Genomic DNA, 26,050 nt, shown 5'->3' with positions numbered 1-26,050 from the left:
CTGAGCGGCCGCGGTCGAGGGCAGATCCGCGGGTCGTTCCTCGCCGCCGAGGGTGTGCCAGGTGCCGACCTTTCGTGCCGCCATCACTCGACCCGTGGCGTCCCCGGGCGACAGGCGCAGTGTCTGGATCAGGAAGTCGTTGATCGACTTGGTGTCGAACTTGCCGGGCAGGGCGCGTTCGACCGACTCGACGATCAGTCGGTGTCCGACCGCCGCGGCCTTACGCAGCGACGTCTCCATCTGCTGCAATGCGCGCACGACCTCCATGTCCGACAACCCGGACATTTCGTCGTCGAGCAGTCCGTCGACGGCATCGTCGAGGTCGGCCAGGTGATCCGTCGCCTGTCCGACTCTCCGAACGCCATCTGTCGAATGCATGTTCGAATTTTAGCGCTGGCCACCGACAAGAACCCCGGGTTTCGGCCGCGGGGTTTCCGGGATTCTCGCCCCGTGCGAGTCGTGGGACGTTGCCGTGGCTACCCGCGCACCGGCCGACTCGCGCGCAGCGACTTCCGGATGGTCCGGGCCATCATCGGCCTGATCACCGGTTCGACGATGCCGCCGGCGCGGACCAGGACCCGGGTGAGTGGGTCGACCGAAATATGATGGCGCCCTTTGTCGATGCCTGCGATCACCGCGGCCGCGACCACGTCCGGGCTCACGGGGGTGATGGCGCCGGACACGGCGGCGGTCTCGACCGGCTTGCGGGTGTTCTCGACCGCGAAGCCCGGTGTGTCGGTGTCCGGCGGATAGAGCACCGCGACCGTCACCCCGGCCGGTTCCACCTCGTAGCGCAGGGTGTGCGCGAGTTCGTGCACCGCGGCCTTGGTGGGTCCGTATCCGCTGTAGCCGACGACGCCGATCAGACCGGCGGTGGAACTGGTCAGCACGACGTGCCCGCGTCCGCGCGCGACCATCGCGGGCAGCACCGCTCGTGCCGCGTGCACGGCGCCGAGGTAGTTCAGGCGCATCTGGGACTCGAACTCGTCGATCGGGACCTCGAGGAACCGTCCGGGCAGCGCGGTGCCCGCACACGCGACCAGCACGTCGCACGGCCCGGATCGGGCCTCGACCTCCTCGACCGCCCGCTGCAGCGCCTGCGGATCGGTGACGTCGGCTGCCGCCCAGTTGGCGCCCATCGGCTCGGCCGTCGCGCGCAGCTGCTCCTCGCCGCGGGCGAGGATCGAAACCGCCGCACCCCTGTCGACGGCGGCCCGCGCGACCGCGGCGCCGATGCCCTGCGAGCCGCCGGTCACGATCACGTGCGAGTGCGGCCAGTCCACCCGATTTCTGCGCGTCACCGCGCGATCGGTAGGTGGCGCGGTCACGAATTGTGCGCGGATCGGTCATACGGTTACCGGAGGGAACTGCGTAGTGTCCGTGGTGCAGGAGTCCCCATCGAGTCGAACAGAGGTGTCCCGGGTGCGAGTCGGAATGCAGATCACCTACAGCGGCGGTTTCGCCGAGACGGTCGCCGAGGTCGCCGACCTCGAGCGGGCGGGCCTCGACATCGCGTTCATCGCGGAGGCGTACTCCTTCGACGCGGTCAGCCAGCTCGGCTACCTCGCGGCGAAGACCTCGACGATCGAACTGGCATCGGGCATCTTCCAGATCTACACCCGCACCCCGTCGCTGATGGCGATGACCGCGGCGGGCCTCGACTTCGTTTCCGACGGCCGGTTCGTGCTCGGTCTCGGGGCGTCCGGGCCGCAGGTCATCGAGGGCTTCCACGGCGTGCCCTACACCGCTCCGCTCGGCCGCACCCGCGAGATCGTCGACATCTGCCGACAGGTCTGGAAGCGCGAGAAGGTCCAGTACGACGGCAAGTACTACCAGATCCCGCTGCCTGCGGAGAAGGGCACCGGGCTCGGCAAGCCGCTCAAGATCATCAATCACCCGGTGCGTGACCGCATCCCGATCGTCATCGCCGCGCTCGGCCCGAAGAACGTCGCGCTGACCGCCGAGATCGCGGAGGGCTGGCAGCCGATCTTCTTCGATCCCGAGCGGGCGAACGACGTGTGGGGCGAGTCCCTCGCGGCGGGCAAGGCCAAGCGCGACCCGAGCCTCGGCGAGCTGCAGATCTACGCCGGTCCCGCGCTGGCGATCGGCGAGGACGTCGACCACCTGCTCGAGTGGATCAAGCCGAGCCTGGCCCTCTACATCGGCGGCATGGGCGCCAAGGGCAAGAACTTCTACAACGACCTCGCCTGCCGCTATGGCTACGAGAAGGAAGCCGAGACCATCCAGGAGCTGTACCTGGCGGGCAAGAAGCAGGAGGCCACCGCCGCGGTGCCGGACGAGCTGGTCCGCGCGATCTCCCTGATCGGTCCCGCCGGCTACGTCAAGGAGCGGGTCGCGGCGTTCGCCGAGGTCGGCGTGACCACCCTGACCGTCAGCCCGCTGGCCGGAGACTCGGCCGGTCGGATCAAGCTCATCGAGGACTTCCGCAACCTCATCGACTGAGCCGTCGGATCACCGGCGGAGCCGGGCGAGCACCGGGGCGAACGCCTCGGACAACTCGCCCGGCACCGTCACCTCGACGATGCCCAGACGTTCCCCACGTGCGCGCAGAACGTCCGCGGCCAGCCCGGGATCGCCGGGCAGCAGTCCCGACGAGCCCAGCGCCTGCAGTTCCGCGAGGGTCGGCCCACCGGTTCGGGCGAGATACGACGGCAGCGTCTCGCCGATGCCGACCAGCGACTGGGTGAACGTCATTGCCGGGCCGCACAGTTCACGAGCCCGCTCCACCGCGTCGACCAGGTCCGCCTCCGTCGCGGTCGGGCCGAGCGCCAGTGCCACACGGTCCGCCACCCGCCCCGCGGCGCTCAGCATCCGCGGCCCCGCCGCCGAGACCACCACCTCCGGCGTCGGGTCCACACCGGCGCGCACTGCGGCTGCCGACGCCTCCACCGCGGCGATCCGTTCCGCTGCGGAACCCCACCTCGCGCCGAGCCGGGCTGCCTCAGCCTCCGCGTCGGGCCGGCCCGGACCGATCCCCAGCTCGAAGCGTCCGTCCGAGAGTGACTGCAGCGCACGAGCTTCCCGAGTCAGTGCCGCCGCGGTGCGCAGCGGCGCCGCCGCCACCCAGGTGCGCAGCCGGATCGACTCGGTGACCGCCGCTGCCGCCGCCAGCGCGGGGAACGGGGACGGCGTCCACAGGGTGTCGGGCACCAGCAGCGCGTCGAACCCCTGGCCGTCGAGCAGACGCGCGCGTTCGGCCCAGTGCCGGCCCGAACCGATCGGCGCCTCGACCACCGCGACCCTCATCGGCGGGTCTCCCGCAGGACGGCGAGCCGGGCCCGGTACTCGGCCTCGGTGATCTCGCCACGGGCGAAGACGTCGCGCAGTGTGGACTCGCCGTGCTGACCGCGCCAGCGTCGCCGCGCCAGCACCACGACCGCGACTACCGCGATCCAGAAGGCCAGGGGAATGAGGAAGAACCACGGCCCCGGTCCCCAGCCGGGTCCGTAGCGGCCGTCCCAGTTGTCGGCCAGGATCAGTGCGGTCTGTGCTCCGAGTGCGTTCATGCATCCAGCCTGCTCGCGGGAGGACGGCGTGCGCATCGGTCCGCGGGCGGCACCGCGCATACGCGTGGGTGCGTACGTCAGCCGCGCCAACCGGGCCGGACCAGTCCCGACTCGTACGCCAGGACCACCAGCTGGGTGCGGTCGCGGGCGCCGAGCTTGAGCAGGATGCGGCTGACGTGGGTGCGCGCGGTGGCGGGACTGAGCACCAGCCGCTCGGCGATCTCGGCGTTGGTCAGGCCCTCCGCGACCAGCGTCATCACCTCGCGCTCGCGGTCGGTCAGTTCGGCGAGCAGGCGCGAGTCGGGGGCTTGCTTGGCGCGGGTGGCGAACTCCGACAACAGGCGACGGGTGACACCGGGGGACAGCAACGCCTCGCCACCGGCCACCACGCGCACTGCTCGCACCAGGTCGGCCGGCTCGGTGTGTTTGACCAGGAACCCGGCGGCGCCGGCCCGGATCGCCTCGAAGACGTACTCGTCGAGCTCGAAGGTGGTGAGCACGACCACCCGCACGGACGCCAGTTCGGGACGGGCCACGATCCGCCGGGTGGCCTCCAGCCCGTCGAGGACCGGCATCCGGATGTCCATCAACACGACGTCCGGCACCAGGTCGACGGTGGCCGCGACGGCCTGCTCGCCGTCCTCGGCCTGCCCGACCACCTCGATCCCGTCCTGTGCCTCGAGCAGCGCGGCGAACCCGGCACGTACCAGGGACTGGTCGTCGGCGACGATCACCCGAATGCTCACGCGGTCGCGTCCTCTCCGGAGTCGCTGTCGGAGAGCGGAAGTCGCGCCTCGACACGGAACCCGCCGCCCGGGCGGCGACCCGCGGTCAGGGTGCCGCCGAGGGCGTGTGCGCGTTCGGTCATTCCCGCGATGCCGCCCCCGGCGCCTGCACCCGGTGACGCCCCGCTGCCGCGGCCGTCGTCGTCGACGCACACCTCGAGCCGGTCCGGCAGGTACCGCACCTGCACCCGGGCGGCGGCCTCTCCGGAGTGCCGGACCACGTTGGTCAGTGCCTCCTGCACGATGCGGGCCGCGGCGAGGTCCACCGCCGACGGCACCCGCCGTGGTGCACCGGAAACGGTTGTCGTCACGTCGATTCCGGCGCCGCGGGCTCGCTCGACCAGCGCGTCGAGGTCGGCGACGGACGGGGCGGGCGCGAGCGGGGCCAGCTCGCCGCCGCGGCGCAGGGTCCGCAGCATCGCGTGCACCTCCACCAGGGCTTCGCGGCTGGCGTCCTTGATGGAGGCCAGTGCGACACCGGCCTGCTCGGGTTTGCTGTCGAGCAGTTCGAGCGCCACCCCGGACTGCACGTTGATCATCGAAAGACTGTGCGCGAGAACGTCGTGCAGCTCCCTGGCGATATCGAGGCGCTCCTCGCTGGCCCGGCGCAGCCGCTCCTCCTCGGCGCTCCGGGCCGCCTCGCGGGCGCGCTGGCGGCGAGCCCGGATCGCCTCCCGGCGCTGACGGATCCCCTCGGCGATCGCCACCAGCGTGAGCAGCCAGGCGCCGATGCCGACCATGCCGGCGGCGGGCACCGCTTCCTGTCCGGTCGCCCAAGGCACCCCCCACAGCACCACCACGAACCCGATCGCGGGCAGCGCGTACATCGGCCAGCGCGGGGACCGCGGCGCCGCGGTCAGGTACGCGACGACCAGCGGCAGGAAGATAGGTCCCATGCCGTAGCCACGCAGCAGGTACGTCAGCGTCACGACCATCGTCACGGCCAGCACCGCGCCCGGTGCGCTGCGCCGCCACAGCAGGGCGACCGCGCCGGCCACGAGCAGCGCGAAGGCGAACCAGTCCAGTGGGCGCGCCGGATGCCCGTGCCGGGAGGCGGCCACCGAGCCGAGCACCGACACGACGCCGACGGCTCCCGCGAGCGCGGCGTCGACGGGTCTGGGCATGGCCCCAACCTAACCCTGCGGGGCGGTCCGCGGCGTCGTCCTGCGGGCGTATCGAGGATGTCGCCGCGCGGCGGATGTGCCCGGCGTGGCCGCGGCGAAGGCTGGCAGTCATGACGACGACAACCGAGTTGCGAGTGGTCACGGACGGTCTGACCAAGAGGTACGGCGAGCGGGCGGCGGTCGACGACGTCGGGATCACCGTGCGGGCGGGGGAGGTCTACGGCTTCCTCGGACCCAACGGCGCGGGCAAGACCACCACGCTTCGGATGCTGGCGGGCCTGGTGCGCCCCACCTCGGGCACCGCGACGGTGCTCGGCCGCCGTCCCGGCGATCCGGCGGCGAGTGCGCGCACCGGGGTGCTCATCGAGGGGCCCGGTTTCTACCCGTACCTGTCCGGACGCGACAACCTGCGGGTGTTGTGCCGCTACCGCGGACTCGCCGACACCGCAGCGGAAACCGCGCTCGAGCGGGTCGGGCTGCGGCCGCGGGCCGGCGACCGGTTCCGGGGCTACTCGCTGGGCATGAAGCAGCGTCTCGGTGTGGCGGCGGCGCTGCTCGGCGACCCGGACCTGCTGATCCTGGACGAGCCCACGAACGGTCTCGATCCGGCCGGTGTTGCCGAGATGCGCGCCCTGATCGCCGACCTCGCCGCGGCCGGGCACACCGTGCTGCTGTCGAGTCACATGCTCGACGAGGTCCAGGACGTCTGCGATCGCGTCGGGGTGATCGTCGCGGGCAGGCTGGCAGCCGAGGCGACGGTGTCCGAATTGCGCGGCGGCTCGAGCATTGTCGTGCGCGCGACGCCGGGGCCACAGGTGTTCGCCGTGGCTCGGGAGGTCGCCGGGGCCGACCGCGTCAGCCGGACCGCCGACGGGGTCCGGGTGGATGCGGGCGCGGACCTCGCCCCGAAGTTGGTGCGCGCGCTCGTCGAGTCGGGCGTCGAGGTGTTCGACGTGCACAGCAGCGAACGATCCCTCGAGGACGTCTTCCTCGAGATGACGAGTTCCGCCACGACCGCAGCCAGTGTGGAGGTTTCACGATGAACACCCTGTCGGCGAGTTCCCGGGCGGAGTTCCTGAGGCTGCGAAAGTGGCCCTCGTTGTGGGTGCTGTCGGCAGCCTGGCTGCTGCTCGATCTCACCTTCGTCTACGTGTTCAACTACCTGACCTACCGCAGTGACGGTGGGACCGGATTCGGTGCGGCCGTGCCGCGTTCGGTGTTGCTCGCACGGATGCTCCCCGGTGCCGTGCCGCAGGTGCTGACGCAGGGCATGGCGATGTTCGGCGGCGCGCTGATCCTCACCCTGGGCGCCCTCGCCGCCGGCAGCGGATACGGCTGGGGGACCTGGAAGACGGTGCTGACCCAGGGGCCGGGTCGGCTCCGGGCCCTCGGCGGAACCTTCCTCGCGCTGGCCACGGTGGTCGCCACGCTGGTGGTCGTGGTTTTCGCTGCAAATCTGGCGGTGGCCTGGCTCGTCGCCGTCGCCGAGTCGCAGCCCACTTCGCTGCCGGGTGTGGGTGACTCGGTGCGCGCCATCGGGGCGGGAATGCTGATCCTCGGCATGTGGACGGCATGCGGGGTGCTGATCGGGACGCTCGCCCGGGGCCCGGCGCTGGCGGTCGGGCTCGGACTGGTCTGGGTGATGGTGGTGGAGAACCTGCTGCGTGGGGTCAGTGCGGTGCTGGAGCCGATCCGGCTCGTCACCGACTACCTGCCGGGGACCGCCGCCGGCTCGCTGGCGGGCGGGCTCGGTGGCGCCGCATCCGACGCCGAGCGGACGCCGGGCGTGCTCACCGTGCTCGGACCCGGGCTCGCCGCGACGGTACTGGCGATTTACCTGGTGGCCTTCGCGGCCGCGACCGCGGTGGTGCTGCTCCGACGCGACGTCGACTGAACCGTGTGAGCGGCCGGGAATGCATATTGTCGAGTAATGCGCCGCGAACTGGCCGCCACCGTTGGCTCGGAGTGGAGCCGCGCATGGCGCTGGCCGGCGCAGGTCCCCCTGACGGTGTTCGGGAACGCGCTGCTGGTCACCGCGGCCTGGTTCCTCATCCCGCGCAGTTGGTTGTTCGACTTCACCGGGCCGTGGGGATATCCCGCGGCGCTCGCCGGCTGGATGTACGCGGACGTGTCCGCGACCAACGTGCTCGCTCAGGATCCGGGTGACGTGCTCGACAAGCTGACCGACGTCGGCGGGCTCGCGCGGCTGCTGTGGGCGAAGACCGTCGTGCTGTGGTTGCTCGTGGCGCCGGTCTGCGTGCTGGTGGCGTTGGTGGTCGGATTCATGGAGAGCGACCCGGCGACGGCGGCGATGTTGATCGCGTGCATCTGCGTGGTCCCGTTCGGCGCACTGGGGCTGTCGGCATGGGTCGGCGTGTTCTTTCCGTACCACCAGAACGCCCTGCGGTGGCGGTGGGCGCACCGGCACCGGTTCCGCTCGGTGATCGTGCGCTGGGGCGTGCTGGTGGTGCTGCCGTACGCCGTGTTCCCGGCCGCGGTGGTCGTGGTGCTGCTCGTGCCGTTGCTGGTCGTGCACCTCGTGCCGCCGACGGGCATCACCTCGCTCACCGGCGACGCCCGGCTCGGGCTCGTGGTCACGAGCGCCGCGGTGTCGATCGTGGTCTGGTTCGCGGCGTTGCGGGCCGCAGCAGTGTTCGCCGGCCGTCGGTCGGCGCAACTCGAGGCATATCTCACTGACACCGAGAAAGGGTGATGTCCACGGGCCACAATGGTTGTGGCGGAGACGCCGACGAGCAGAGCCGAACGAGTGAGGGAGCAGCATGAGCGCAGGCAAGCCCATCGTGGTCGGAGTGGACGGATCGGAATCCGCGTCGGAGGCGGTGGTCTGGGCCGCGCGCACCGCAGCGGCGCGCAGGCTTCCGCTGCTACTGGTCTCCGTGGTGCACATTCCTGCGTACTACTACACCGAGCCCTACCTGGCGCGTGGCTACGGCGACGAGCTGTCGAACGCCGGGCGGGCACACCTCGACGGCGCCGCGGTGCTGGCCAAGGAGGCCGCCGAGGAAGTCGGTGACCTGACGGTCGACACCAAGCTGCACGAGGGCCGGATCGCGGAGATCCTGCTGCAGTACTCGCCGACCGCCGCCATGATCGTGCTCGGCAGCCGCGGTCTCGGTGAGTTCACCGGCGCCGTGCTCGGCTCGGTGACCCGAAGTGTCGCAGCGCATTCGACCGCCCCGGTCGCGGTGATCCGAGGCCGTACCCTCGACGGCAGGCCGCCGACCGAGGGCCCCGTGGTGGTCGGTGTCGACGGGTCGGAGATCAGCGAGGCGGCCCTCGCCGCGGCGTTCGAGGAGGCCTCCGCTCGCCGCGCCCCGCTGATCGCGGTGAACGTGTGGAGCGACGTCTCCGTCCAGCCCTCCCTCGGCGCGACCGCAGAGGACCCGCACTGGAGCGCCATTCAGGCCGCGGAGGAGGCCGTGCTCTCCGAGCGTCTGGCCGGCTGGATCGAGCAGTACCCCGACGTGTCGGTGCAACGGGTGGTCGGCCGGGACCGCCCGGTCCGGGTGCTCAGCGACTACTCCGAGCGGGCGCAGCTGCTGGTGGTCGGCAGCCACGGGCGCGGTGGCTTCAAGGGCATGCTGCTCGGGTCGACGAGCACCGCGCTGATGAACAGTGCCGACTGCCCGGTGCTCATCGTGCGCCCCGTCGAGGTGTCCTAACCGAATTCGTCGAGTCCGGCGGCGCGGAGCCGGCCCCACACGTCAGTGGGGTGCACTCCGCGCCGCACGGCGTCGTTCTCGACGAGCACGCCGAGCAGCATCGAGTTCAGGAACGCCAATGCGTCCGGATCGTGCCTGGCCGACTTCGCTTCAGCCCACCGGGCGACGTTGCCCCGCTTGGCGGATGCGGCCATCTCGAGCACCGTCTCGAACAGCGCCCGGGTGTCGGTGCCGGGTTCGGATTCGACCAGCTCGGTCACGACGCGGTCGCCGCGTTCGTGCGTCGGGCAGCGGCGCGGGCCAGAGAGCGGTCGCGGGCTTCCTCGAAGCGCAGGGCGTCGGCATGCAGGCCGGCCAGGAACCGGTCGAGTTCCTCGCGACAAGCCTCACCTTCACCGCCGAAGTCGGTGCGGTCGAATATCTTCCAGGAACGCAGCACTGGAAGCACCACCTCGTCGAGGTGCTGCCGGAGGTCGTAGATGCCGCCCTTGGCGATCAGCACCGCGTTGCGGCGGAACGCCGGCATGCCCGCGCCCGGCATCTGAAAGTTGGTGAGGATCTTGGTGATCGCGCGGATCGTCTGGTCCGGCGCGACGTCGAGGGCCGCGCCGCAGATGTTGCGGTAGAACATCATGTGCAGGTTCTCGTCGGCCGCCACCCGAGCCAGCATCCGGTCGGCGATCGGGTCGCCGCAGGCCTTGCCGGTGTTGCGGTGGGAGACGCGGGTGGCCAGCTCCTGGAAGGTCACGTACGACACCGAGTCGAGCAGTCCCGAGTTGAGGCCGGGCGCGAATCCGGTGGTCATGTGCGTCATCCGGGCGTTCTCGAGCGCCACCGGGTCGACCCCGCGGGTGACCACCAGGTAGTCGCGCATGACGATCGAGTGCTTGGCCTCCTCCGCCGTCCACCGGCCCACCCAGGTGCCCCAGGCGCCGTCACGCGAGAAGCTCTCGGCGATCTCGCGGTGGTAGGACGGCAGGTTGTCCTCGGTGAGCAGATTGGTGATCATCGCGGCCTTGGCGGTCTCGCTCAGCTGCGACTGCCCCGGTTCCCAGTCCACCCCGTCGAGCGCGGCGAAGTTGCGACCGTCGTCCCACGGAACGTAGTCGTGCGGGTGCCAGTCCTTCGCCATCGCCAGGTGCCGGTGCACGTTGTCCTCGGCGACGGGCTCGAGTTCGTGGAGCAGTTCGAGCTGGGTCAGTTCGCGGGCCACGGTGGATCCCCAATCGCAGTGCCAGTAGTCCTCGTCGAGGTTCGCCGACGCGAACGCCACCGCGATAGGGGCGAAGGTCCCGGATGTGCCGGTGTGTGTTGGGATTGGTTGCATGGACATCCGGATCTTCCTGGTGGACGACCACGAGATCGTCCGACGCGGCTTGGTGGACCTGCTGGGCGGCGTTCCCGGCTTCACCGTGGTCGGGGAGGCGTCCTCGGTCGCCGAGGCGCTGACGGTAGTCCCCGCGCAGCCCGTCGACGTCGCCGTGCTCGACGTCCGCTTGCCCGACGGCAACGGGGTGGAGTTGTGCCGTGAACTGCGGTCGGCCTGCCCGGACCTGCGCTGTCTGATGCTCACGTCGTACTCGGACGACGAGGCGCTGGTCGACGCGGTGATGGCGGGGGCATCCGGATACCTACTCAAGCAGATCCTCGGCACCGACCTGGTTGCCGCCATCCGCACCGTCGCGGGTGGGGGATCGCTGATCGACGGCGAGGCCACCGCCGCCGCGCTCGACCGGATCCGTACTCACCGCGGTCCGGGCGGACAGGTCGAGGACCTCACCGACCAGGAGCGAGTGGTGCTCGACCTGATCGGGGAGGGCCTGACCAACCGCGAGATCGGCCAGCGGATGCACCTCGCCGAGAAGACCGTGAAGAACTACGTCTCGCGGCTGTTCACCAAGCTGGGTATGCAGCGGCGCACCCAGGTCGCGGTGCTCGCGACGGAACTGCGGGCCGGCCGCGGCGAGGTCTAGGGACTCGCCGCCCGCTCGACGGGCACCGACCACTGCAGCGTGGTCCCGCCCGTGGCGCGTGCGAGGATCGCGCAGCGGCCGCCGAACAGGACGGCGCGGCGTTCGAGATTGGCCAGTCCGCTGCGCGGTTCGTCGCCGGACATCCCGACGCCGTCGTCGGCGATCGAGATCGTGAACTCTTGCGCCACATCGACGGTCACGGAGATCGAGGTCGCCTCGGCGTGCCTGCGGGCATTGCTCAGACCCTCTCGGACCACTGCCTCGACGTGCGGATGGATCAACGGGGGCACGAGAGTGTCGACGGGTCCGGAGAACTGGACGGTCGGGGCCACCGCACCGTGCGCGGTGAGCTCGGCGATCACGTCGAGCAGGCGGCGACGGAGGCCGACTGCGCTCGCCGGGTCCGCGGCCTGCAGATCGAAGATAGTCGTGCGGATCTCCCGGACCGTTCGATCGAGCTGCTCGACCGCGCGGACGAGGATGTCGGCCGTGCGTCCGCCGCTGTGCGCCGTCACCGACTGCAGGCTCATGCCGGTGGCGAACAGTCGCTGAATCACGTTGTCGTGCAGGTCCCGCGCGATGCGGTCGCGATCGGCGAGCACGTCGAGCAGGCGTTGCTGACGCTGCTGGTGCGCGAACTCGAGCGCGACCGCGGCCAGGTCCGCCATCGAGGACAGCCAGTTCCGTTCGACCGGGTCGCGGTCCGGGTCGGCGGGCAGGCCCGCGACGATCAGTACGCCCTCGACCCGGCTCGAGTCGTCGTCCCGCAGCGCTCCGGACACCGGGACGACGGCGGAGAAGCCGAGTCGCGTCAGGTCCGTGACATCGACGACCTGCCGCATCCGCAGTGTCGGATCGGTGGTCGCCGCGACTGTGTCCGCGTCGTCGGCTCGTACGGCGAGCGTCACGCACTCCGCAGATGTCAGTTCGCGCACCCGCCGGACCAGCAGGTCGAGGGTCTCCGGGACCGAGCCGCCGGTCAACAGCCGGGAGTTCACCGACGACACCGCGGTAAGCCAGCGCTCGCGGGTGCGGGATTCCTCGAAAAGGCGCGCGTTGTCGATGGCTACCGCCGCGGAGTCGGCGAGCGCGGTCAGGATCACCTCGTCCTCGTCGGTGAACTCGGGGGCGTCGCGCTTCTCGGTGAGGTAGATGCTCCCGTAGGCCTGGCCGCGAACGATGATCGGCATGCCGAGGAAGCTGTTCATCGGCGGATGGTTGGGCGGGAACCCCACCGAGGAGGCGTGCCGGTCGAGCGCGCGGATCCGAACCGGGCGGGGATCGTTGACGAGCAGTCCGAGCAGGCCGTGTCCCTCGGGCAGGTGGCCCATGGTGGCCCGGGTCTGCGCGTCGATGCCCTCGTACACGAATTCGGACAGTCCGCCGCCGGGGGCGCGGACCCCGAGGGCGCCGTACCGAGCGCCGAGCAGCGTCGTCGCAGCCTGCACGATGCGCTGAAGGGTCGAGTCGAGTTCGAGCCCGGCGCCGACGACGAGGACGGCCTCGAGGAGGTCTCGGAGGTTCTCCGGGGTCGTGTCGACCTCGGTGAGCCGGCGCTGAGAGGTTCTGACCTGGGTGTTCGGGTCGTCGATGGGTAGTTCGACCATGGTCTCGACCCTATCGTGGTCCGCGCTACCGACGGTCCGCTGTGTGCTGGGTTGTAACGGGAAACCGACCGGAACCGATGTTTCGGGTACCTAAGTCATCGGTGAGGAGACCATGATGCAGCGATCCACCCTCGGCCGTCTGGCCGCACTGTTCACGTCCGTCTGCGCCGCAGCAGCGGTGCTGTTCACCGGGACCGCGGCCGCGGCCCCCGCTCCTGCCCCCGCACCCGCCGTCGATCTCGCGGGTGCCGCACTCCACCTGAGGGCCGCCGCGGCGGGCAACCCGGAGGCGCAGGACGCCGTCGAACGACTGATCGGTGCACCCAAGGACATCGCCACCCCCGTGCTGTCCCTGCCCGGGCAGATCTTCCCGATTCCCGCCTACTCCGACACCGGTCAGGGCGGCGACGTCCTCGGCCAGCTCTACGGCGCCGGCGTCGCCACCAACATGAACAACGAGTTCCGGTTCGGATTCTTCGGCGGTCCCGGCAGCATCGCCGACAACCAGACCGGCGCCGAGCTGAACGTGGTCTGGTACAGCATGGCCAACGGCACCAGCGGCATCACCCGACTGGATCAGAACAACAAGGTGATCCCGACCGTCATCTCCACCGCCCCGCTGAACGTCGGCAAGGGCATGGTTGTCGGCGCCGTCTACGGTTCGCTGTGGCACAAGGTCGGCCCGAAGGACACGGACGTCGTCAAGAGCACGATCTGGTGGCCGAGCATGGGCATGGTGATGAGCTAGTCGGTACCTCGGCGATCGGTCAGCAACACCCAGCGGCTCGATCGCGGGCGTTCCACCAGCTCGTCCAGCGGTCCGCGAGGGCCGCGAACTCCTCAGCGCCCCGGCCGTAGGCACTCAGAATCATCTGGGCGCCACCGCCGGGGCGTTGCGGGCTGTCCGGCTGGGTGGCGAGCACCAGCAGGCCCGGACCGAGTTGGTCGACGGTCAGCCCCAGCTGCTTCGGGGAGCGGAACCACACCGTGCCGCTGAAGGCGTCTCCGGTCGAGACCAGCGCGGTGTAGGCCGAGCCGGGCGCGCCGGTGATCGCGGCCACGCCGAACAGTTCCATCACGGTCGTGCCGCCGACCGGCCCGTCGAGGTACAGCGTGCGGCGCTCGGCGAGGTCGTGGCGTTCGAGGCCGAACTTGAGCTGCTGGAGAAACGTCGTCCAGCCCTCCGTGACGTCCTCGTACCAGTCGTCCCATTCCGGGTTGGATCCCTTGGCGGACCGCACGATTCGCACGACGGTGCCCTCGGAATCCGGTACCACCGTGAAGATGTCGCCGCCCTGGAGGGTCAGGGACATGGCCGCCGCGTCCTCGGCGACGCCGTCGACGAATATCTGCCGGATCTCCTCGTCGAGTCCCTGGTCGTCGTCGTACTCCCACCCGTGCCAGCGCCGGATGAGCGCGGGGTCGCGGAGTGCGTGCCAGACGCGCTGGGCGGGTGCCGCAACGGTGATCTCGAGGACGGTCGCGTTGTCGGTCATGGCTCAAGATCCTGCCGGATTCATGGTCGGGTCGGCGACCGCGCGCCCCGATGCAGGGGCGTAGAGGTCGAACATGTCGCCGACCGCCTCGACCGCACGGGGAACCGCGTCGCTGCGGTCCGGCGCGAGGTCGTGGCCCTTCCCCTCGATCAGGATCAGGCGGGTCGGAGCGGTGACGAGTTCGAGGGCGGCGCGCATCTCGTCCGGGCTGCCGAACGGGTCGCGGGTGCCGTGCACGAACACGCACCGACCGCGCAGGTCCGGGAGATGCGCGGTGCGGGCCTTCTCGGGCGTGCCGGGCGGGTGCAGGGGATAGGAGAACAGCAGCAGGCCGTCGCAGACCTCCGGCGTCTCCGCGGCGAGCATCGACGACTGCCTGCCGCCGTACGAGTGTCCGCCGAGAATCATTGGGCCGGTGAATATTTCGCGTACCGCGGCGACGGCAGTCGTGATGCCGTCGCGGTCCCGCTCGGCGGTCGACGGGCTCGGTGGCCCCTTCGGGCGACGCTGCCGGAAGGGCAGGTCGTAGCGCAGCACGAGCAGGCCTCGTGCTGCGAACTCGTCGGCGGCGCGCTGCAACAGCTTCGCGTCGCGGTTGCCGCCGGCGCCGTGGGCCAGCAGCAGCGCTCCCACCGGTTCGCCCTCCGGGCGGTGCAGATCGCCCTGCACGTCATCGCGTTCGAACGGCTCGCTCATGCAACCACGCTAACGCAGCGGCATCGTGCCGACCTCAGTCTCTATTGAGCCGTTGCCGCACTTCCGTCATCTTGGCGCGCAGTTCGTCCTCGTCGAGGATGCCGCGGTCGATGAGTTCGTGGGCGGTGCTGATCGCGGAGCGTGCGTGCACGGGGAACCGGCTGTAGGTCGATTCACCCAATGCGTCCTCGGTCCGGCGTCGCTCGAGGTTGTCCCACGTGCCGCGCCAGGACAAGCACTCGCAGGTCGCCTGCATGGCGGATTCCCACGGTTCCGGCTTCCGGTCGGTGTCGGGTAGTCCGCCGTCGCGTTCGGGGCTGCCGGCCAGCGTGTCGAGGACTACCGCGTATCCCTGTGCGGTGGTCATGCGCTGCTCCCCACGGAAGGGGCCGCCGAGGCGGTCCACTCGGCCGACGGCAGGGCGACACCGATCATCGTGTCCCGGGTGACGATCTTCTCGAGTTGCTCCTCGGTCCAACCCTCGGTGCCCGCGGGCTGCATGGGCATCACCATGAATCGCGACTTCTGATTCGAATCATGGACGCGCACTTCCACATCCGACGGGAAGTGCAGCCCGAACTCCGCGAGCACCTCCCGCGGTCTGCGCACCATGCGCCGGCGATAGTTCGGTGTCCGGTACCAGTCGGGCGACATGCCGAGCACGGGACGCGGATAGCAGGAGCACAGCGTGCACACGATCACGTTGTGCACCGTCGGGGTGTTCTCGAGGACGTAGAAGTAGGTGTAGTCGCTGGGTGTGCCGGTACCCGTCGGGTCCGTCCAGTCGATTCCCACCTCCTTGCTGGCCTCGGTGCCGTCCTCGAGCAGGCGCTTCCTGAAATCCGGGTCCGTCCATGCCTTGGCGACCATCCGTGATCCACCGGACGGTCCGATCGATTCCGCCCACTCGGAGAAGCGGCGGTGATCCTCGGCGGAGAAGAGGCCCTTCTCGATGGACAGTTCCCTCAGTGCGAGTTCGAGCACCTCGAACTCGCTGATCTCGTCGGCCGATCGAATCGGATCATGATCGCCGGAGTGCGTGTGTGAACTGCTCACTTCTCGTCTCCTACTCGTCGTGCCCGGAGAGCCGGAGCCAACCCTCCGCGCATTCGGTTTCGAGCGTGTCGACGTCGTAGCCGGTGTAGCGGGGCCACAGGTCGGTCTGTTTGAACGAGACGACGTAGAACGGTTGGGTGCGCCCGTTCCCCGCCCTGTCGAAGGCCTCGTCCTCGGGGATCACCCACTCGGGGCGGTGACCGACCACGACACCTTCGCGGTTGCGCACGAATGCCTGTGTGCGGGTGTGGAATATGCTCGTCGAATCCTTGACCACGACGCGGTCGCCGATCTTGAACTTCGGCATCGCTACTTCGCCCCCTGGAGACGTGCGCGGACCTCGTCGATCTTCGCGGACAGCTCGTCGAGCGGAATGACTCCCTGGTCCACGAGACACTTTGCCGCCACGGTTATCCACCGGGCGTAGTAGGGGAGTCCGAAGTACTGGGTCGCGCCGAGATCGACCTCGGCCCGCCGCCGCATCTCGGCGTTCCAACTGCCTCGCCAGGCGAGACATTCGCACGTGACGTACGTGTTCATCTCCCAGGCTTCTTCCTCCTTCTCCAGGTACTCCACCGGCAGCGCCGGCTGGCCGCCGACGTCGTGGAGCACATGGCGCAGAACGTCGTACTGCGCATTGCTGATTGAGTAGGGGGAGTCCTGTTCGGCGTGAATCGCGGGCGTGACCGTCGCCAGACCGTCCGTCAACGCCTGGAACTGTGCCTTGGTGGCCATGGCTGACCTCGTTCGGTGCGGGAGTGCGGGATCGCGACCGTTCCGCTCAGTGGCACGGAAGCCCCAGCAGGTGGCGGCCGTCGTGCATCAGTTCGTGCACGTACATGCCGCTTCGTGAGACGACGCCCTGGTCGAGTCCCACCAGGTAGAGGGCGAGGAGGGCGAGGAGGACCACGCCGACTGCGGCGAGCGCGACACCGATCGACTCGATCGGGCGATGCGGGTTGAGTACGAGAGTCATGGTTTGCCCCTTGGGAGTCAGTCCCGCAGATCCATGTGCTTCGGTCACTCGAATACGCTTGCCGCAGAGGCAAGTCGAGCGCAGTCGATCGAGGACCGACCGCAGCCTGACACTACGCCGATCACTCGGCCTCGTCGAGGTGGAACGGCGGGGCACCGACGCCACTGATCCGGAAATGTCCCCACGGATCCTGCTCCCCGAGGGTGGCGGGGCGAGGTGGGCCGTCGTCGACGGCGAGCGTCAGCCGCGACCGGCTGCTCGCGGTGACGGCGTCCAGGCTCGGGCCTTCGACTCGTCCGTACCAGTGGAAGTGCCCGTCGAGAGGCTCGAAGTGCCCGTTGAGGTGGACCACGACGTCGACCGCGTCGTCTCCCTCCGCGAGCACCGCCGGGCCGGCGTAGAGGGTGTCCGGGTCGAGCATCGCGGGGTCGAACCGTGGTGCCTCGTCGACGCGTGGTGCCCGCCCGCGCCTGCGTCGGATCACAGGAAACCCGACCGCCGCCACATCGCCCTCGACGGCGCCCGCATCAGACCGTTCTCCTGCAGAAACGCGGCCAGGCCGTCGAAGCCGCGGCGCTGGTTCTCCCGGAAGTGCGGATTCGCCAGCGCCTGCCTGCGGGCCTCGCGCACGTCGAGCCCGGTCCGCTCGTAGATCGCGGGATTGGTGAACAGTCGCTGCAGCAGCAGTCCGCCGATACCCTGCACCGTGCCGACCCACGCCTTCTCGATCGGATGCGTCTGCGCGACGCGGCTCCGCACGCCCTCGCGAGCGAAGCGGATGTGCCGGGCCTCCTCGGTCACGTGGATTCGCATCACGCGCGACATCATCGGCTGCAGCTGGGGGTCGTTCTGCACGCGGCGCTGGGTGGCATCGAAGATCTCCTCGCCGATCAGCGCCGCCACCCACAGCATGGTGCCGCGGAAGGTCTTCGAGAGCAGGTTCGCCACCACCGCTTGGTGCGGCCGTAGCTGAAACGGCTTGGCGCCCATCGCCGCAATGGTCCGGGCGAACATCGTCATGTGCCGGCACTCGTCGCCCATCTCGGTGAGTGTGTACCGGGTCTGCAGCGACGTCGGATCCCGATGCAACAGGTCGCGCAGCAGTGCCTGCAGCAGGATGTTCTCGAACCAGGTGCCGACGCTGAGGATGTTCGCCGCCTCCTGCCTGGACAGCTCGATCCGCTGTCCCTCGGACATCGACTCCCACATCGGGGTGCCGTACAGCGACAGCACCGTCGGCGGCAGGAAGTACCGGCCCTCGACCAGCGGGGCGTCCCAGTCGAGGTCGACGACCGGGTTGTACGAGCGTTTGATGGACCCGGCGAGCAGGCGGGCGGCAACGACCTCGCGGTCGGTGGGAGTCGTGGCAGGCATCGGTGCACCTCCGTCGCGTCGGAGAATTCCGTTACGTCAGGAACGTAAGCCTGCCCGCCCACACGGTCAAGAGGTGTGTGTGACCAAAATTCACACTGTCTCTCGAGGTTCTACTTCGCGACGGTCAGTAGGAACGCGACGTCCTCGACCGCCTCCACGCTGTGCCGGACCGCGGGGATCACGAGCAGGTCACCTGCGGAGCCCTTCCACGAGTCCTCGCCCGCGATCAGCGTCAGGGTTCCGTTGAGCACCAGCAGCGTCGCCTCGCCGGGGGAGTCGTGCTCGGCCAACTTCTCGCCGGCGATCAGCGCGACGACCGTCTGCCGAAGGCTGCGCTGGTGACCGCCGTAGATCGTCTGCGAGCTGCGTCCGCTCGTCGCGGCGTTCGCGAGTTTGAGTTGTTGCCGCGCAACTGCGGTCAGCGACTTCTTGTCCATGGGCGTGCCTCTCGCTGGGAAAGACCGGAAGGGAACGTCGTGCCCCTGCAGTATGGCCCACGGTACGGCCGACGGCGCCGTACTCGCCGAATGCGTCAGCGGCGATAGGTCACGAATCGGAACCGGACGCCGTCGCGGCTCGAGACCTGCCATTCGCCGCTGTGCCCGGCGACCCACTCGGGCCCCAGCGTCGGGGCGTACGCGTCGCCGTCGACGTCGAGGTCCACCTCGGTGACCGCGACCTGGTCCGCCCGATCCAGGGCGGCGGCGTAGATCTGGCCGCCCCCCATCACCCAGACCTCGCCGTTCCCGGCCAGGGCCAGTGCGTCGTCGAGCGAGTGCGCAACCTCGGCCCCGTCCGACGACCACTGCAGGTCGCGGGTGACGACGATATTGCGGCGGTCGGCCAGCGGGCGGAATCGAGGTGGCAACGAGTCCCACGTTCGCCGGCCCATGATCACCGGGTGCCCGGTCGTGACGTCCTTGAAGTACGCCATGTCCTCGGGGATCCGCCACGGGATGGCGTTGTCGCGGCCGATCACCCCGCCGTGGGCCTGTGCCCAGATCAGGCCCAGCACTAGACGGCCACCGGGGCCTTGATGGCGGGGTGGTGGCGGTAGTCGACGATCTCGACGTCCTCGAAGGTGTAGTCGAAGAGCGAGTCACGCTTGTTCAGCTTCAGGGTCGGGTAGGCGAGCGGCTTGCGGGAGAGCTGTTCGGTGACCTGCTCGACATGGTTGTCGTAGATGTGGCAGTCGCCGCCGGTCCAGATGAAGTCGCCCACCTCGAGCCCGGCCTGCTGCGCCACCATGTGGGTGAGCAGCGCGTAGCTGGCGATGTTGAACGGCACGCCCAGGAACAGGTCGGCGCTGCGCTGGTACAGCTGGCAGCTGAGCTTGCCGTCGGCGACGTAGAACTGGAAGAACGCGTGGCACGGCTGCAGCGCCATCTCGTCGAGGTCGGCGACGTTCCACGCCGAGACGATGATCCGCCGCGAATCCGGATTGGTCTTCAGCGTCTCGACGACCTTGGTGATCTGGTCGATGTGCTCGCCCGACGGCGTCGGCCACGACCGCCACTGCACGCCGTAGACCGGGCCCAGCTCGCCGTCCGCGTCGGCCCACTCGTCCCAGATGGTGACCCCGTGCTCGCGCAGCCACTTGACGTTGGACTCGCCGCGCAGGAACCAGAGCAGCTCGTAGACGATGGACTTGAGATGCACCTTCTTGGTGGTGACCAGGGGGAAGCCCTCGGCGAGGTCCCAGCGCATCTGGTGTCCGAAGACACTGCGCGTCCCGGTGCCGGTGCGGTCCGCCTTCGCGGTTCCGGTCGCCATGACCAGACGCAGCAATTCCTCGTAGGGTGCGTGGACGGGGGCGGGCTGGGCAGTCATCGCGTTCATCCTAGGCCCTGCCACAATCTCCGCATGCGTGAGCTTCTCGTGATCGGCATCGGTGCCGGCGACCCCGACCAGGTGACGATCCAGGCCGTCAAGGCCATGAACCGGGCCGAGGTGTTCTTCGTCATCGGCAAGGGCGACGAGAAGCAGGAACTGGTGGACCTGCGTACGACGATCCTGTCCGAGCACATGGACCGCGACTACCGGATCGTCGACATCGTCGACCCGCCGCGGGACCGGACCCCGTCGGACTACACCGGCGTCGTCGACGACTGGCACGACCGCCGCGCCGCGATCTTCGAGGAGGCGTTCGCCGCCGTCGACGGGGTCGGCGCGATTCTGGTGTGGGGCGATCCCTCGCTCTACGACAGCACGCTGCGGATCGTCGAGCGGGTGCTCGCGCGGGGCGTCGTCGGCTTCGACTACTCGGTGATCCCCGGCGTCACCAGCGTCCAGTCGCTCGCCGCCCAGCACCGCATCGTGCTCAACCGGATCGGTGAGCCGGTGCACGTCACCACCGGTCGACGGCTCCGCGAGGGCCTGCCGGACGGGGTCCGTGACGCCGTGGTGATGCTCGACGCGGACTGCAGCTTCACCCGGTTGGCGGGCGACTGGCAGATCTGGTGGGGTGCGTACCTCGGCACGCCCGACGAGGTGTTGATCTCGGGCGACCTCGCCGACGTGTCGAAGGACATCGTCCGGGTGCGGGCCGAGCTGCGCGAGCGCAAGGGCTGGATCATGGACACCTATCTCGTTCGCCGTCGCTGACGCGACTGTGCGCGATCGGTACCCCGGCTGGGGTAAAGAACGCGCACGGGCGCCGAAGGCGCATACCCTGTCTTCATGCCCGAACTGCCCGAGGTAGAGGCCCTGGCACAGTTCCTGCGCGCCCATGCGGTGGGTGCGGTGATCGGACGGGTGGACGTCGCCGCGCTGAGCGTGCTCAAGACCTTCGACCCGCCGATCTCCGCTCTGCCGGGCCGGGACGTGAGCGGCGCCGCGCGATTCGGCAAGCACCTCGGGATCCGGTGTGGCGAGGAGGACGGGCTGTGGTTGATCACCCACCTGTCGAGGGCCGGCTGGCTGCGGTGGATCGACAACCCGAGCCCGACGCCGCCGAAGCCGGGCAAGGGGCCGTTGGCGCTGCGGGTGCACCTGTTCGCACCCGACGGCGGCACCCCGGCGTTCGACCTCACCGAGGCGGGCACCAAGAAGCGGCTCGCGGTCTGGCTGGTCCGCACCCCTGCCGAGGTTCCGGGTATCGCCAAGCTCGGTCCCGACGCGCTCGACATCACCGAACCCGTTCTGGCGGAACTGCTTTCGAAGACGTCGCAGCGCGTCAAGACCGCGCTCACCGATCAGTCGGTGCTGGCGGGGATCGGCAACGCGTACTCCGACGAGATCCTGCACGTGGCCAAGCTCAGCCCCTTCGCGACCGCGAACAAACTCGGCGCCGAGGAGGTGGCGACCCTGCACGCCGCCATGCGCTCGACGCTGACCGACGCCGTCGCGCGGTCGGTCGGGCAGGACGCGGCGCGCCTCAAGGGGGAGAAACGGTCCGGGATGCGCGTGCACGCACGCACCGGAATGCCGTGTCCGGTGTGCGGCGACACGGTCCGCGAGGTCTCGTTCGCGGAACGGTCGTTCCAGTACTGCCCGACCTGCCAGACTGGTGGGAAGATCCTCGCCGACCGCCGGATGTCCCGCCTCCTGAAGTAGCCCCGACCTCGGCGCCTCGCGGGGAGCTGCCTCGGAAGGAGTGCATGATGCTCAAGCGCAGCGTCGTCGTCCTTGCCGCCCTGCCTCTGGCCGTCCTTGCGGCCGGGTGCAGCGACGACTCCTCGGACACCACCACGACCACTACGTCCACGACGGTCACCACGACGACCACGGTCCCGTCGATGGCGAACCCGACCCAGCACGAGCAGCCGCCGATGTACCAGAGCGGGGGCAACTAGCGGCGGGTCAGCGCCGGTGCCGGTAGCCGATCCAGGCCTTCCGCAACTCGGCATTCGGGTCCGCCTCGACCCGCGGTTGCGCGTCGAGGATCAGTGTCTCGCGGCGCTGCGTCGAGTACACCGGCCACTGTCCCCGAGGGGTGCCGTGCCGGGCGAAGTGCAGCCAGTGCGACTGTACGACCGCCGTCACCGCGCGTAGGCCGCCGCGGCCGCCGAGCGCGGTGGCGGCGCGGCCGAGCGGCCGGTCGCCCGCCCCGAACACGGCCAGCATCTCGGTGCCGTGGGTCGCTCCGAACCCGGTGAGGTCGAACAGGCGCGGGGCGAAGTCGTAGCGGTACGCATAGGTCGGCGCGGCCGTGGCGTGGGACTGCGCGACGAGCACCGACGGCTCCCAGAACGTGACGTCCCCGCCGAGGCGGACTGCCGCTCGCCGCTTCGGATAGCCGCGGTACGCCGCCTGGATGCGCGCCTTCAGCGCGGGGTCGGTCTCGGCGAACATCTTCTCGATCCGTTCCGGATCGGTCGGGATGATGTCGAGGAAGCGCGGAAACAGCGTGCCCTCGTGGGCATTGGTTCCGATGACGAGCGGGATCCGGTGCTGACGGCCCGACGCGAACGCCTCGAGCGGATGCTGTGGCAGCAGGTCGCCGTCCACCAGCGGCGCGAATGCCCTCGTGCCGGGTGCCTCGTCCGCGCCGCGCGCGGCCAGGGTGTCGCCGGCCCGGACGAGGGCGTCCGGGGCCGCGGTGGTCAGGGCGCGGACGGGGTCGGCCGTGCCGTCGAGGATGTCGAGAAACTCGGCGGCCCAGCCCTTCGCCCGGTCGGGCCCGTAGGCCGAAGCGGCGGGCGGGCTCTCCGCGATGGCGCGGGCGAACAGCCCCTCGGCCGCGGGGACGCACATGAGGGTGGTGACCGCGTTGGCCCCGGAGGACTCGCCGAACAGGGTGACGTTGTCCGGGTCACCGCCGAACGCGGCGATGTTGCGGCGCACCCACTCGAGCGCGGCCAGTTGGTCCCGCAGGCCGAGGTTCGAGTCGAAAGGCCTTTCCGGAGTGGAATATTCGCTGAAGTCGAGGTATCCGAGGGCGCCGAGCCGGTAGTTCACCGACACGTACACCACGTCACCGCGGCGCACCAGCGAGTCGCCGCGGTAGAGCCGGGTGGACGCCGATCCGGTGCTGTAGGCGCCGCCGTGCACGAACACCATCACCGGCCTGCGGTGGTCGCTGCGGGTTGCCGGGGCCGTCACGTTCAGCGTGAGGCAGTTCTCGCCGGTTCCGCGTCGACCGCCGCGTCCGGACTGCGGTGCCGAGGCGCCGAACGCGAGTGCCTCGCGGACCCCGGGCCAGGCGGTCACCGGGCGCGGAGCGCGCAGCCGCAGCTCACCGACCGGCGGTGCTGCATAAGGGATTCCGCGCCAGGTTCGCAGGCCGTGCTGCTCGCGGCCGAGCAGGACGCCCTCCGCGGTCTGGACCACCAGCGGGTCAGCCACGGCGCGCCTCCAGCAGACGCAGCCAGGCCTCGCTGACCGTGGGGTAGGCGGGGACGGCGTGCCACAGGGACTCCATCGGCACCCGGCCCGCGACCGCCACCGTCGCGGCGTGCACCAGTTCGGCGACCTCCGTCCCCGCGAACGTCGCGCCGATGAGGGTGTCGGTGGCGCGGTCGATCACCAGCTTCGCGCGGCCGGCGAAGTCGTCTCGCAGCAGCGAGGAGCCGGCGACCGCGATGTCCACCTCGACCGTCTCGACGTCGAATCCGTCGTCGACGGCCTGGCGCTGCGTACGTCCCACGGAGGCGACCTCCGGCGAGGTGAACACCACCTGGGGTACGCGGCCGTGGTCGGCGCTCGCGAGGTAGCGGGGACCGTCGAGCGGGCGGTACTCGGCGCGTGCGGCGATCACGTCGCCGCACACCCGGCCGTGGTACTTGCCCATGTGGGTGAGCGCGGCCCGGCCGCTGACGTCGCCGATCGCGTACAGCCAGTCGCCGGGCACGCCCTGGACGGCGAGGTGGTCGTCGGTGGAGATCCGCCCGTCGCCCAGGCCGACGGCGGCGAGCCCAAGGCCGGCGGTCGCGGGCCTGCGCCCCGCCGCGACGATCAGTTCGTCGACGGTGAGCTCGGTCCGTGCCGGGTCGTCCAGCGTCACCGTCACCGGGCCGCCGTGGATCCGGCCCTCGCCGGTGGCGTGCGGCCGGTCGCGGTGCACCGCGACCGGGCTGGTGCCGAAGAGCACGGTAGCGCCCCCGTCGCGCAGTGCTTCGGTGACGAGTCGGCCCGCGAAGGGTTCGGCGGAGGCGAGCAGCGCGGACCCGCGGACGATCAGCGTGACATCGCGGGCGCCGAGGGCGAGCAGCCAGGTGGCGCACTCGGCGGCCACCACACCGCCGCCGACGATCGCGACCCGGCGCGGCACCTCTCGCAGGTTGGTGGCGTCGCGGGACGTCCACGGCAGCGCCTCGCGCAGGCCGGGAACCGGCGGGACGGTGGGCTGCGAACCGGTCGCGAGGACCACCGCGTGCCGGGCCCGCAACGTGCCGGTGGGAGGGTCGCCGTGCCCGCCGGTCGAGATCTCGATCGTTCGCTCGCCGGTCAGCCGCGCCGAGCCTCGGCGCACGTCGATCCCGAGCGAGCGCGCCCACTCGACCTGCCCGGAGTCGTTGTGGTGGTGGGTGAACCCGTCGCGGCGGCGCAGGACCGCCGGCACCTCCAGCGCGGCGTCGCCGACGATCGACCGGACGCCGGGCATGGCCCGGGCGGCGCCGAGCACCGTCGCGGGCCGCAGCAGGGCCTTGCTCGGCATGCAGGCCCAGTACGAGCATTCGCCGCCGAGCAGTTCGTGCTCGACGATCGCGGCGGTGCGGTCCGAGCCGGCGACGGCGTACTGCGCCGCCACCTCTCCCGCGGGTCCGCCGCCGATCACGATGACGTCGTACTCCGTCTGTGTGGCCATGTCGTCCACCGTAGAACGGTTTGTGGGTGGGTACCCGGGTTACTGCAGGTAGCCCTCGACCTGCCCGGCGGGGCTGACCGGCACCTCGTCCGGTGGCAGGCCCGCGTCGGCCCGAGCGCGGCGCTGGCGCAGCAGGTCCCAGCACTGGTCCAGGGTCTGCTCGACCGACGCGAGTCGCGCCTGTTCGGTGTCGGGGTCCAGTTCTCCGGACTCGGTCTTCGCGCGCAGCTGGTGTTCGGTGTCCACGAGCTCGCGAATGCGCGCGAGGATGTCCTGTTCGCTCATCGGTGAACTCCACTCTTCTCGACAAAGATGCACGGGTTCGGTTCCACCATAGGCCGGGACGGCCGCCCCTTCACCAGTAGCGCGCCCTCAGCCCGTGCGCCGCGAGTGCCTCCTCGGTTCGTTCCCGCAGCCCGCCGTCCATCGAGACCAGCGCCAGGGTGTACCGGCCCTCGCGACGGCACAGGTACGCGGACAACCGGTTCCGGGCAGCCGCTGCCTGCGTCGGGGTGACTCCGGGGTGTACCGCTCGGGTCGCGATCCCACTGGTCCGGTGTCCGCCGAGCGAACTGAGCGCGTCGGGAATCGCCCCGATGTTCGAGCACAGCACGTCCCGTTCACCGGGGTTCGGGGCCAGCCGGTGCGCGGCCCTGTCGGACACCAGTTGCAGCAGCTCCGGCGGGAACCCGGCCGGGCTGGTCATCGGCGGCTGGGCGTACGCCTCCCGCAGCGCCGCGCGGACGGCGGCGGGGGAGTCGCCCGGCGCGACCGTCACCGCGACCATGTCTACCGCATTGGCGGGAGAATCCGGGTCCGCGCGACGGTCGACCGGCACGCTGACCTGCACCGGGGTGCTCGGCCGCGCGACAGCGACGGTCAGCGCCACGAACAGGGAGTTGGGGGTGCCGCCGTCCCGGGCCGCCGCGGCGTCCCAGCCCGCGGCGTCGACCTCGACCACCACCGCCTCCGGCGACTGTGCGCGCAAGTCACCCCAGTCGGGGT

34 protein-coding genes and 1 pseudogene are annotated in these 26,050 nt (G+C 70.3%); 10 read left to right on the top strand and 25 right to left on the bottom strand.

Annotated elements, in window-relative coordinates; genetic code table 11:
• The coding region (locus ACFXGJ_RS15665; RefSeq protein ID WP_378621494.1) for a DUF222 domain-containing protein at positions 1–378 on the bottom strand (378 nt) is incomplete at its 3' end.
• A 98-nt stretch (positions 379–476) separates the two neighbouring features.
• Positions 477–1,301 carry an SDR family oxidoreductase gene (locus ACFXGJ_RS15660; RefSeq protein WP_378621492.1) on the bottom strand — a complete coding sequence of 275 codons (825 nt, stop codon included), beginning with the start codon at positions 1,299–1,301 and terminating at the stop codon, positions 477–479.
• A gap of 121 nt (positions 1,302–1,422) precedes the next feature.
• Between ACFXGJ_RS15660 and ACFXGJ_RS15655 the strand changes: the two genes are divergently transcribed.
• Positions 1,423–2,463, top strand: a complete 1,041-nt coding sequence (locus ACFXGJ_RS15655) for an LLM class F420-dependent oxidoreductase (RefSeq protein WP_378621490.1) — start codon at positions 1,423–1,425, stop codon at positions 2,461–2,463.
• Between the two features lie 9 nt (positions 2,464–2,472).
• Here the strand turns inward: ACFXGJ_RS15655 and ACFXGJ_RS15650 are convergent, their stop codons facing one another.
• From ACFXGJ_RS15650 to ACFXGJ_RS15635, 4 genes are all read right to left on the bottom strand, one after another.
• Positions 2,473–3,267 carry an LLM class flavin-dependent oxidoreductase gene (locus ACFXGJ_RS15650; RefSeq protein WP_378621487.1) on the bottom strand — a complete coding sequence of 265 codons (795 nt, stop codon included), beginning with the start codon at positions 3,265–3,267 and terminating at the stop codon, positions 2,473–2,475.
• On the bottom strand, positions 3,264–3,527 hold the full coding sequence (locus ACFXGJ_RS15645) for a hypothetical protein (RefSeq protein ID WP_378621484.1): 264 nt from the start codon (positions 3,525–3,527) through the stop codon (positions 3,264–3,266). Before ACFXGJ_RS15645 ends, ACFXGJ_RS15650 begins: the two co-directional genes overlap by 4 nt.
• Before the next feature lie 77 nt (positions 3,528–3,604).
• Positions 3,605–4,273, bottom strand: coding sequence for a response regulator (locus tag ACFXGJ_RS15640; RefSeq protein ID WP_378621481.1), 669 nt, complete (start codon positions 4,271–4,273; stop codon positions 3,605–3,607).
• Positions 4,270–5,436, bottom strand: coding sequence for a sensor histidine kinase (locus tag ACFXGJ_RS15635; protein ID WP_378621478.1), 1,167 nt, complete (start codon positions 5,434–5,436; stop codon positions 4,270–4,272). The genes ACFXGJ_RS15640 and ACFXGJ_RS15635 overlap by 4 nt, the downstream gene beginning before the upstream one ends.
• Positions 5,437–5,546: 110 nt before the next feature.
• Between ACFXGJ_RS15635 and ACFXGJ_RS15630 the strand changes: the two genes are divergently transcribed.
• The 4 genes from ACFXGJ_RS15630 to ACFXGJ_RS15615 all read left to right on the top strand — a co-directional run bounded on the left by ACFXGJ_RS15630 (position 5,547) and on the right by ACFXGJ_RS15615 (position 9,119).
• The gene (locus ACFXGJ_RS15630; RefSeq protein WP_378621476.1) at positions 5,547–6,479 is read left to right on the top strand and encodes an ATP-binding cassette domain-containing protein; all 933 of its coding nucleotides are present in this window, start codon (positions 5,547–5,549) and stop codon (positions 6,477–6,479) included.
• A complete protein-coding gene (locus tag ACFXGJ_RS15625) occupies positions 6,476–7,330 on the top strand; it encodes an ABC transporter permease subunit (RefSeq protein WP_378621473.1) in 855 nt (284 codons plus the stop codon). The genes ACFXGJ_RS15630 and ACFXGJ_RS15625 overlap by 4 nt, the downstream gene beginning before the upstream one ends.
• A 36-nt stretch (positions 7,331–7,366) precedes the next feature.
• Positions 7,367–8,149 carry a hypothetical protein gene (locus ACFXGJ_RS15620; protein ID WP_378621470.1) on the top strand — a complete coding sequence of 261 codons (783 nt, stop codon included), beginning with the start codon at positions 7,367–7,369 and terminating at the stop codon, positions 8,147–8,149.
• 67 nt (positions 8,150–8,216) lie between these two features.
• Entirely contained in the window at positions 8,217–9,119 is a 903-nt protein-coding gene (locus ACFXGJ_RS15615) for a universal stress protein (protein ID WP_378621467.1), read from the top strand.
• Here the strand turns inward: ACFXGJ_RS15615 and ACFXGJ_RS15610 are convergent.
• A complete protein-coding gene (locus ACFXGJ_RS15610; RefSeq protein WP_378621464.1) occupies positions 9,116–9,379 on the bottom strand; it encodes a hypothetical protein in 264 nt (87 codons plus the stop codon). The genes ACFXGJ_RS15615 and ACFXGJ_RS15610 overlap by 4 nt on opposite strands.
• The gene (locus ACFXGJ_RS15605) at positions 9,376–10,332 is read right to left on the bottom strand and encodes an acyl-ACP desaturase (protein WP_378621498.1); all 957 of its coding nucleotides are present in this window, start codon (positions 10,330–10,332) and stop codon (positions 9,376–9,378) included. Before ACFXGJ_RS15605 ends, ACFXGJ_RS15610 begins: the two co-directional genes overlap by 4 nt.
• Positions 10,333–10,444: 112 nt before the next feature.
• Between ACFXGJ_RS15605 and ACFXGJ_RS15600 the strand changes: the two genes are divergently transcribed.
• Complete coding sequence (locus ACFXGJ_RS15600) at positions 10,445–11,092, top strand: response regulator (protein WP_378621461.1); 648 nt, start codon at positions 10,445–10,447, stop codon at positions 11,090–11,092.
• Here ACFXGJ_RS15600 and ACFXGJ_RS15595 read toward each other — a convergent pair.
• Positions 11,089–12,699, bottom strand: a complete 1,611-nt coding sequence (locus ACFXGJ_RS15595; RefSeq protein ID WP_378621457.1) for a GAF domain-containing sensor histidine kinase — start codon at positions 12,697–12,699, stop codon at positions 11,089–11,091. The genes ACFXGJ_RS15600 and ACFXGJ_RS15595 overlap by 4 nt on opposite strands.
• A gap of 112 nt (positions 12,700–12,811) precedes the next feature.
• On the opposite strand from ACFXGJ_RS15595, the gene ACFXGJ_RS15590 reads away from it, so the two are divergent.
• Positions 12,812–13,447, top strand: coding sequence for a Tat pathway signal protein (locus tag ACFXGJ_RS15590; protein WP_378621455.1), 636 nt, complete (start codon positions 12,812–12,814; stop codon positions 13,445–13,447).
• Between the two features lie 19 nt (positions 13,448–13,466).
• Here the strand turns inward: ACFXGJ_RS15590 and ACFXGJ_RS15585 are convergent, their stop codons facing one another.
• From ACFXGJ_RS15585 to ACFXGJ_RS15530, 12 genes are all read right to left on the bottom strand, one after another.
• Complete coding sequence (locus ACFXGJ_RS15585) at positions 13,467–14,195, bottom strand: SRPBCC domain-containing protein (protein WP_378621453.1); 729 nt, start codon at positions 14,193–14,195, stop codon at positions 13,467–13,469.
• A gap of 3 nt (positions 14,196–14,198) precedes the next feature.
• The gene (locus ACFXGJ_RS15580; protein WP_378621450.1) at positions 14,199–14,891 is read right to left on the bottom strand and encodes an alpha/beta fold hydrolase; all 693 of its coding nucleotides are present in this window, start codon (positions 14,889–14,891) and stop codon (positions 14,199–14,201) included.
• Positions 14,892–14,925: 34 nt separating this feature from the next.
• On the bottom strand, positions 14,926–15,258 hold the full coding sequence (locus tag ACFXGJ_RS15575; protein ID WP_378621447.1) for a ScnB: 333 nt from the start codon (positions 15,256–15,258) through the stop codon (positions 14,926–14,928).
• Positions 15,255–15,947: a thiocyanate hydrolase subunit gamma gene (gene scnC / locus ACFXGJ_RS15570; protein ID WP_378621444.1), complete on the bottom strand. Its 693-nt coding sequence runs from the start codon at positions 15,945–15,947 to the stop codon at positions 15,255–15,257. The genes ACFXGJ_RS15575 and scnC overlap by 4 nt, the downstream gene beginning before the upstream one ends.
• Before the next feature lie 10 nt (positions 15,948–15,957).
• Complete coding sequence (locus ACFXGJ_RS15565; protein ID WP_378621442.1) at positions 15,958–16,254, bottom strand: SH3-like domain-containing protein; 297 nt, start codon at positions 16,252–16,254, stop codon at positions 15,958–15,960.
• 2 nt (positions 16,255–16,256) lie between these two features.
• Positions 16,257–16,682 carry a hypothetical protein gene (locus ACFXGJ_RS15560; RefSeq protein ID WP_378621440.1) on the bottom strand — a complete coding sequence of 142 codons (426 nt, stop codon included), beginning with the start codon at positions 16,680–16,682 and terminating at the stop codon, positions 16,257–16,259.
• A 46-nt stretch (positions 16,683–16,728) separates the two neighbouring features.
• The gene (locus tag ACFXGJ_RS15555) at positions 16,729–16,923 is read right to left on the bottom strand and encodes a CbtB-domain containing protein (RefSeq protein WP_378621437.1); all 195 of its coding nucleotides are present in this window, start codon (positions 16,921–16,923) and stop codon (positions 16,729–16,731) included.
• Between the two features lie 121 nt (positions 16,924–17,044).
• Entirely contained in the window at positions 17,045–17,344 is a 300-nt protein-coding gene (locus ACFXGJ_RS15550; RefSeq protein ID WP_378621435.1) for a DUF4873 domain-containing protein, read from the bottom strand.
• 59 nt (positions 17,345–17,403) lie between these two features.
• Positions 17,404–18,297, bottom strand: a complete 894-nt coding sequence (locus tag ACFXGJ_RS15545; RefSeq protein WP_378621432.1) for a diiron oxygenase — start codon at positions 18,295–18,297, stop codon at positions 17,404–17,406.
• A 110-nt stretch (positions 18,298–18,407) separates the two neighbouring features.
• Positions 18,408–18,734 carry a cupin domain-containing protein gene (locus ACFXGJ_RS15540; protein ID WP_378621430.1) on the bottom strand — a complete coding sequence of 109 codons (327 nt, stop codon included), beginning with the start codon at positions 18,732–18,734 and terminating at the stop codon, positions 18,408–18,410.
• A gap of 95 nt (positions 18,735–18,829) precedes the next feature.
• A complete protein-coding gene (locus tag ACFXGJ_RS15535; protein WP_378621428.1) occupies positions 18,830–19,312 on the bottom strand; it encodes a dihydrofolate reductase in 483 nt (160 codons plus the stop codon).
• Entirely contained in the window at positions 19,312–20,127 is an 816-nt protein-coding gene (locus ACFXGJ_RS15530) for a thymidylate synthase (RefSeq protein WP_378621425.1), read from the bottom strand. Before ACFXGJ_RS15530 ends, ACFXGJ_RS15535 begins: the two co-directional genes overlap by 1 nt.
• 33 nt (positions 20,128–20,160) lie before the next feature.
• Between ACFXGJ_RS15530 and cobF the strand changes: the two genes are divergently transcribed.
• The 3 genes from cobF to ACFXGJ_RS15515 all read left to right on the top strand — a co-directional run bounded on the left by cobF (position 20,161) and on the right by ACFXGJ_RS15515 (position 22,091).
• Positions 20,161–20,901: a precorrin-6A synthase (deacetylating) gene (cobF, locus tag ACFXGJ_RS15525; protein ID WP_378621422.1), complete on the top strand. Its 741-nt coding sequence runs from the start codon at positions 20,161–20,163 to the stop codon at positions 20,899–20,901.
• 75 nt (positions 20,902–20,976) lie between these two features.
• A complete protein-coding gene (locus tag ACFXGJ_RS15520; RefSeq protein WP_378621420.1) occupies positions 20,977–21,852 on the top strand; it encodes an Fpg/Nei family DNA glycosylase in 876 nt (291 codons plus the stop codon).
• 44 nt (positions 21,853–21,896) lie between these two features.
• Positions 21,897–22,091, top strand: a complete 195-nt coding sequence (locus ACFXGJ_RS15515; protein ID WP_378621417.1) for a hypothetical protein — start codon at positions 21,897–21,899, stop codon at positions 22,089–22,091.
• Between the two features lie 7 nt (positions 22,092–22,098).
• On the opposite strand, the gene ACFXGJ_RS15510 is transcribed toward ACFXGJ_RS15515, so the two are convergent.
• The 4 genes and pseudogenes from ACFXGJ_RS15510 to ACFXGJ_RS15495 all read right to left on the bottom strand — a co-directional run.
• On the bottom strand, positions 22,099–23,583 hold the full coding sequence (locus ACFXGJ_RS15510) for a carboxylesterase/lipase family protein (protein ID WP_378621414.1): 1,485 nt from the start codon (positions 23,581–23,583) through the stop codon (positions 22,099–22,101).
• The gene (locus tag ACFXGJ_RS15505) at positions 23,576–25,045 is read right to left on the bottom strand and encodes a dihydrolipoyl dehydrogenase family protein (RefSeq protein WP_378621412.1); all 1,470 of its coding nucleotides are present in this window, start codon (positions 25,043–25,045) and stop codon (positions 23,576–23,578) included. The genes ACFXGJ_RS15510 and ACFXGJ_RS15505 overlap by 8 nt, the downstream gene beginning before the upstream one ends.
• A gap of 39 nt (positions 25,046–25,084) precedes the next feature.
• Entirely contained in the window at positions 25,085–25,330 is a 246-nt protein-coding gene (locus tag ACFXGJ_RS15500) for a DUF2630 family protein (RefSeq protein WP_378621409.1), read from the bottom strand.
• 70 nt (positions 25,331–25,400) lie between these two features.
• Positions 25,401–26,050, bottom strand: a pseudogene (locus ACFXGJ_RS15495) (hypothetical protein); the annotation flags it as partial.

This window comes from Rhodococcus sp. NPDC059234 (genome assembly GCF_042754225.1).
Taxonomy (GTDB): domain Bacteria; phylum Actinomycetota; class Actinomycetes; order Mycobacteriales; family Mycobacteriaceae; genus Rhodococcus_G.
This window is presented reverse-complemented; position numbering and strand designations above follow the sequence as displayed.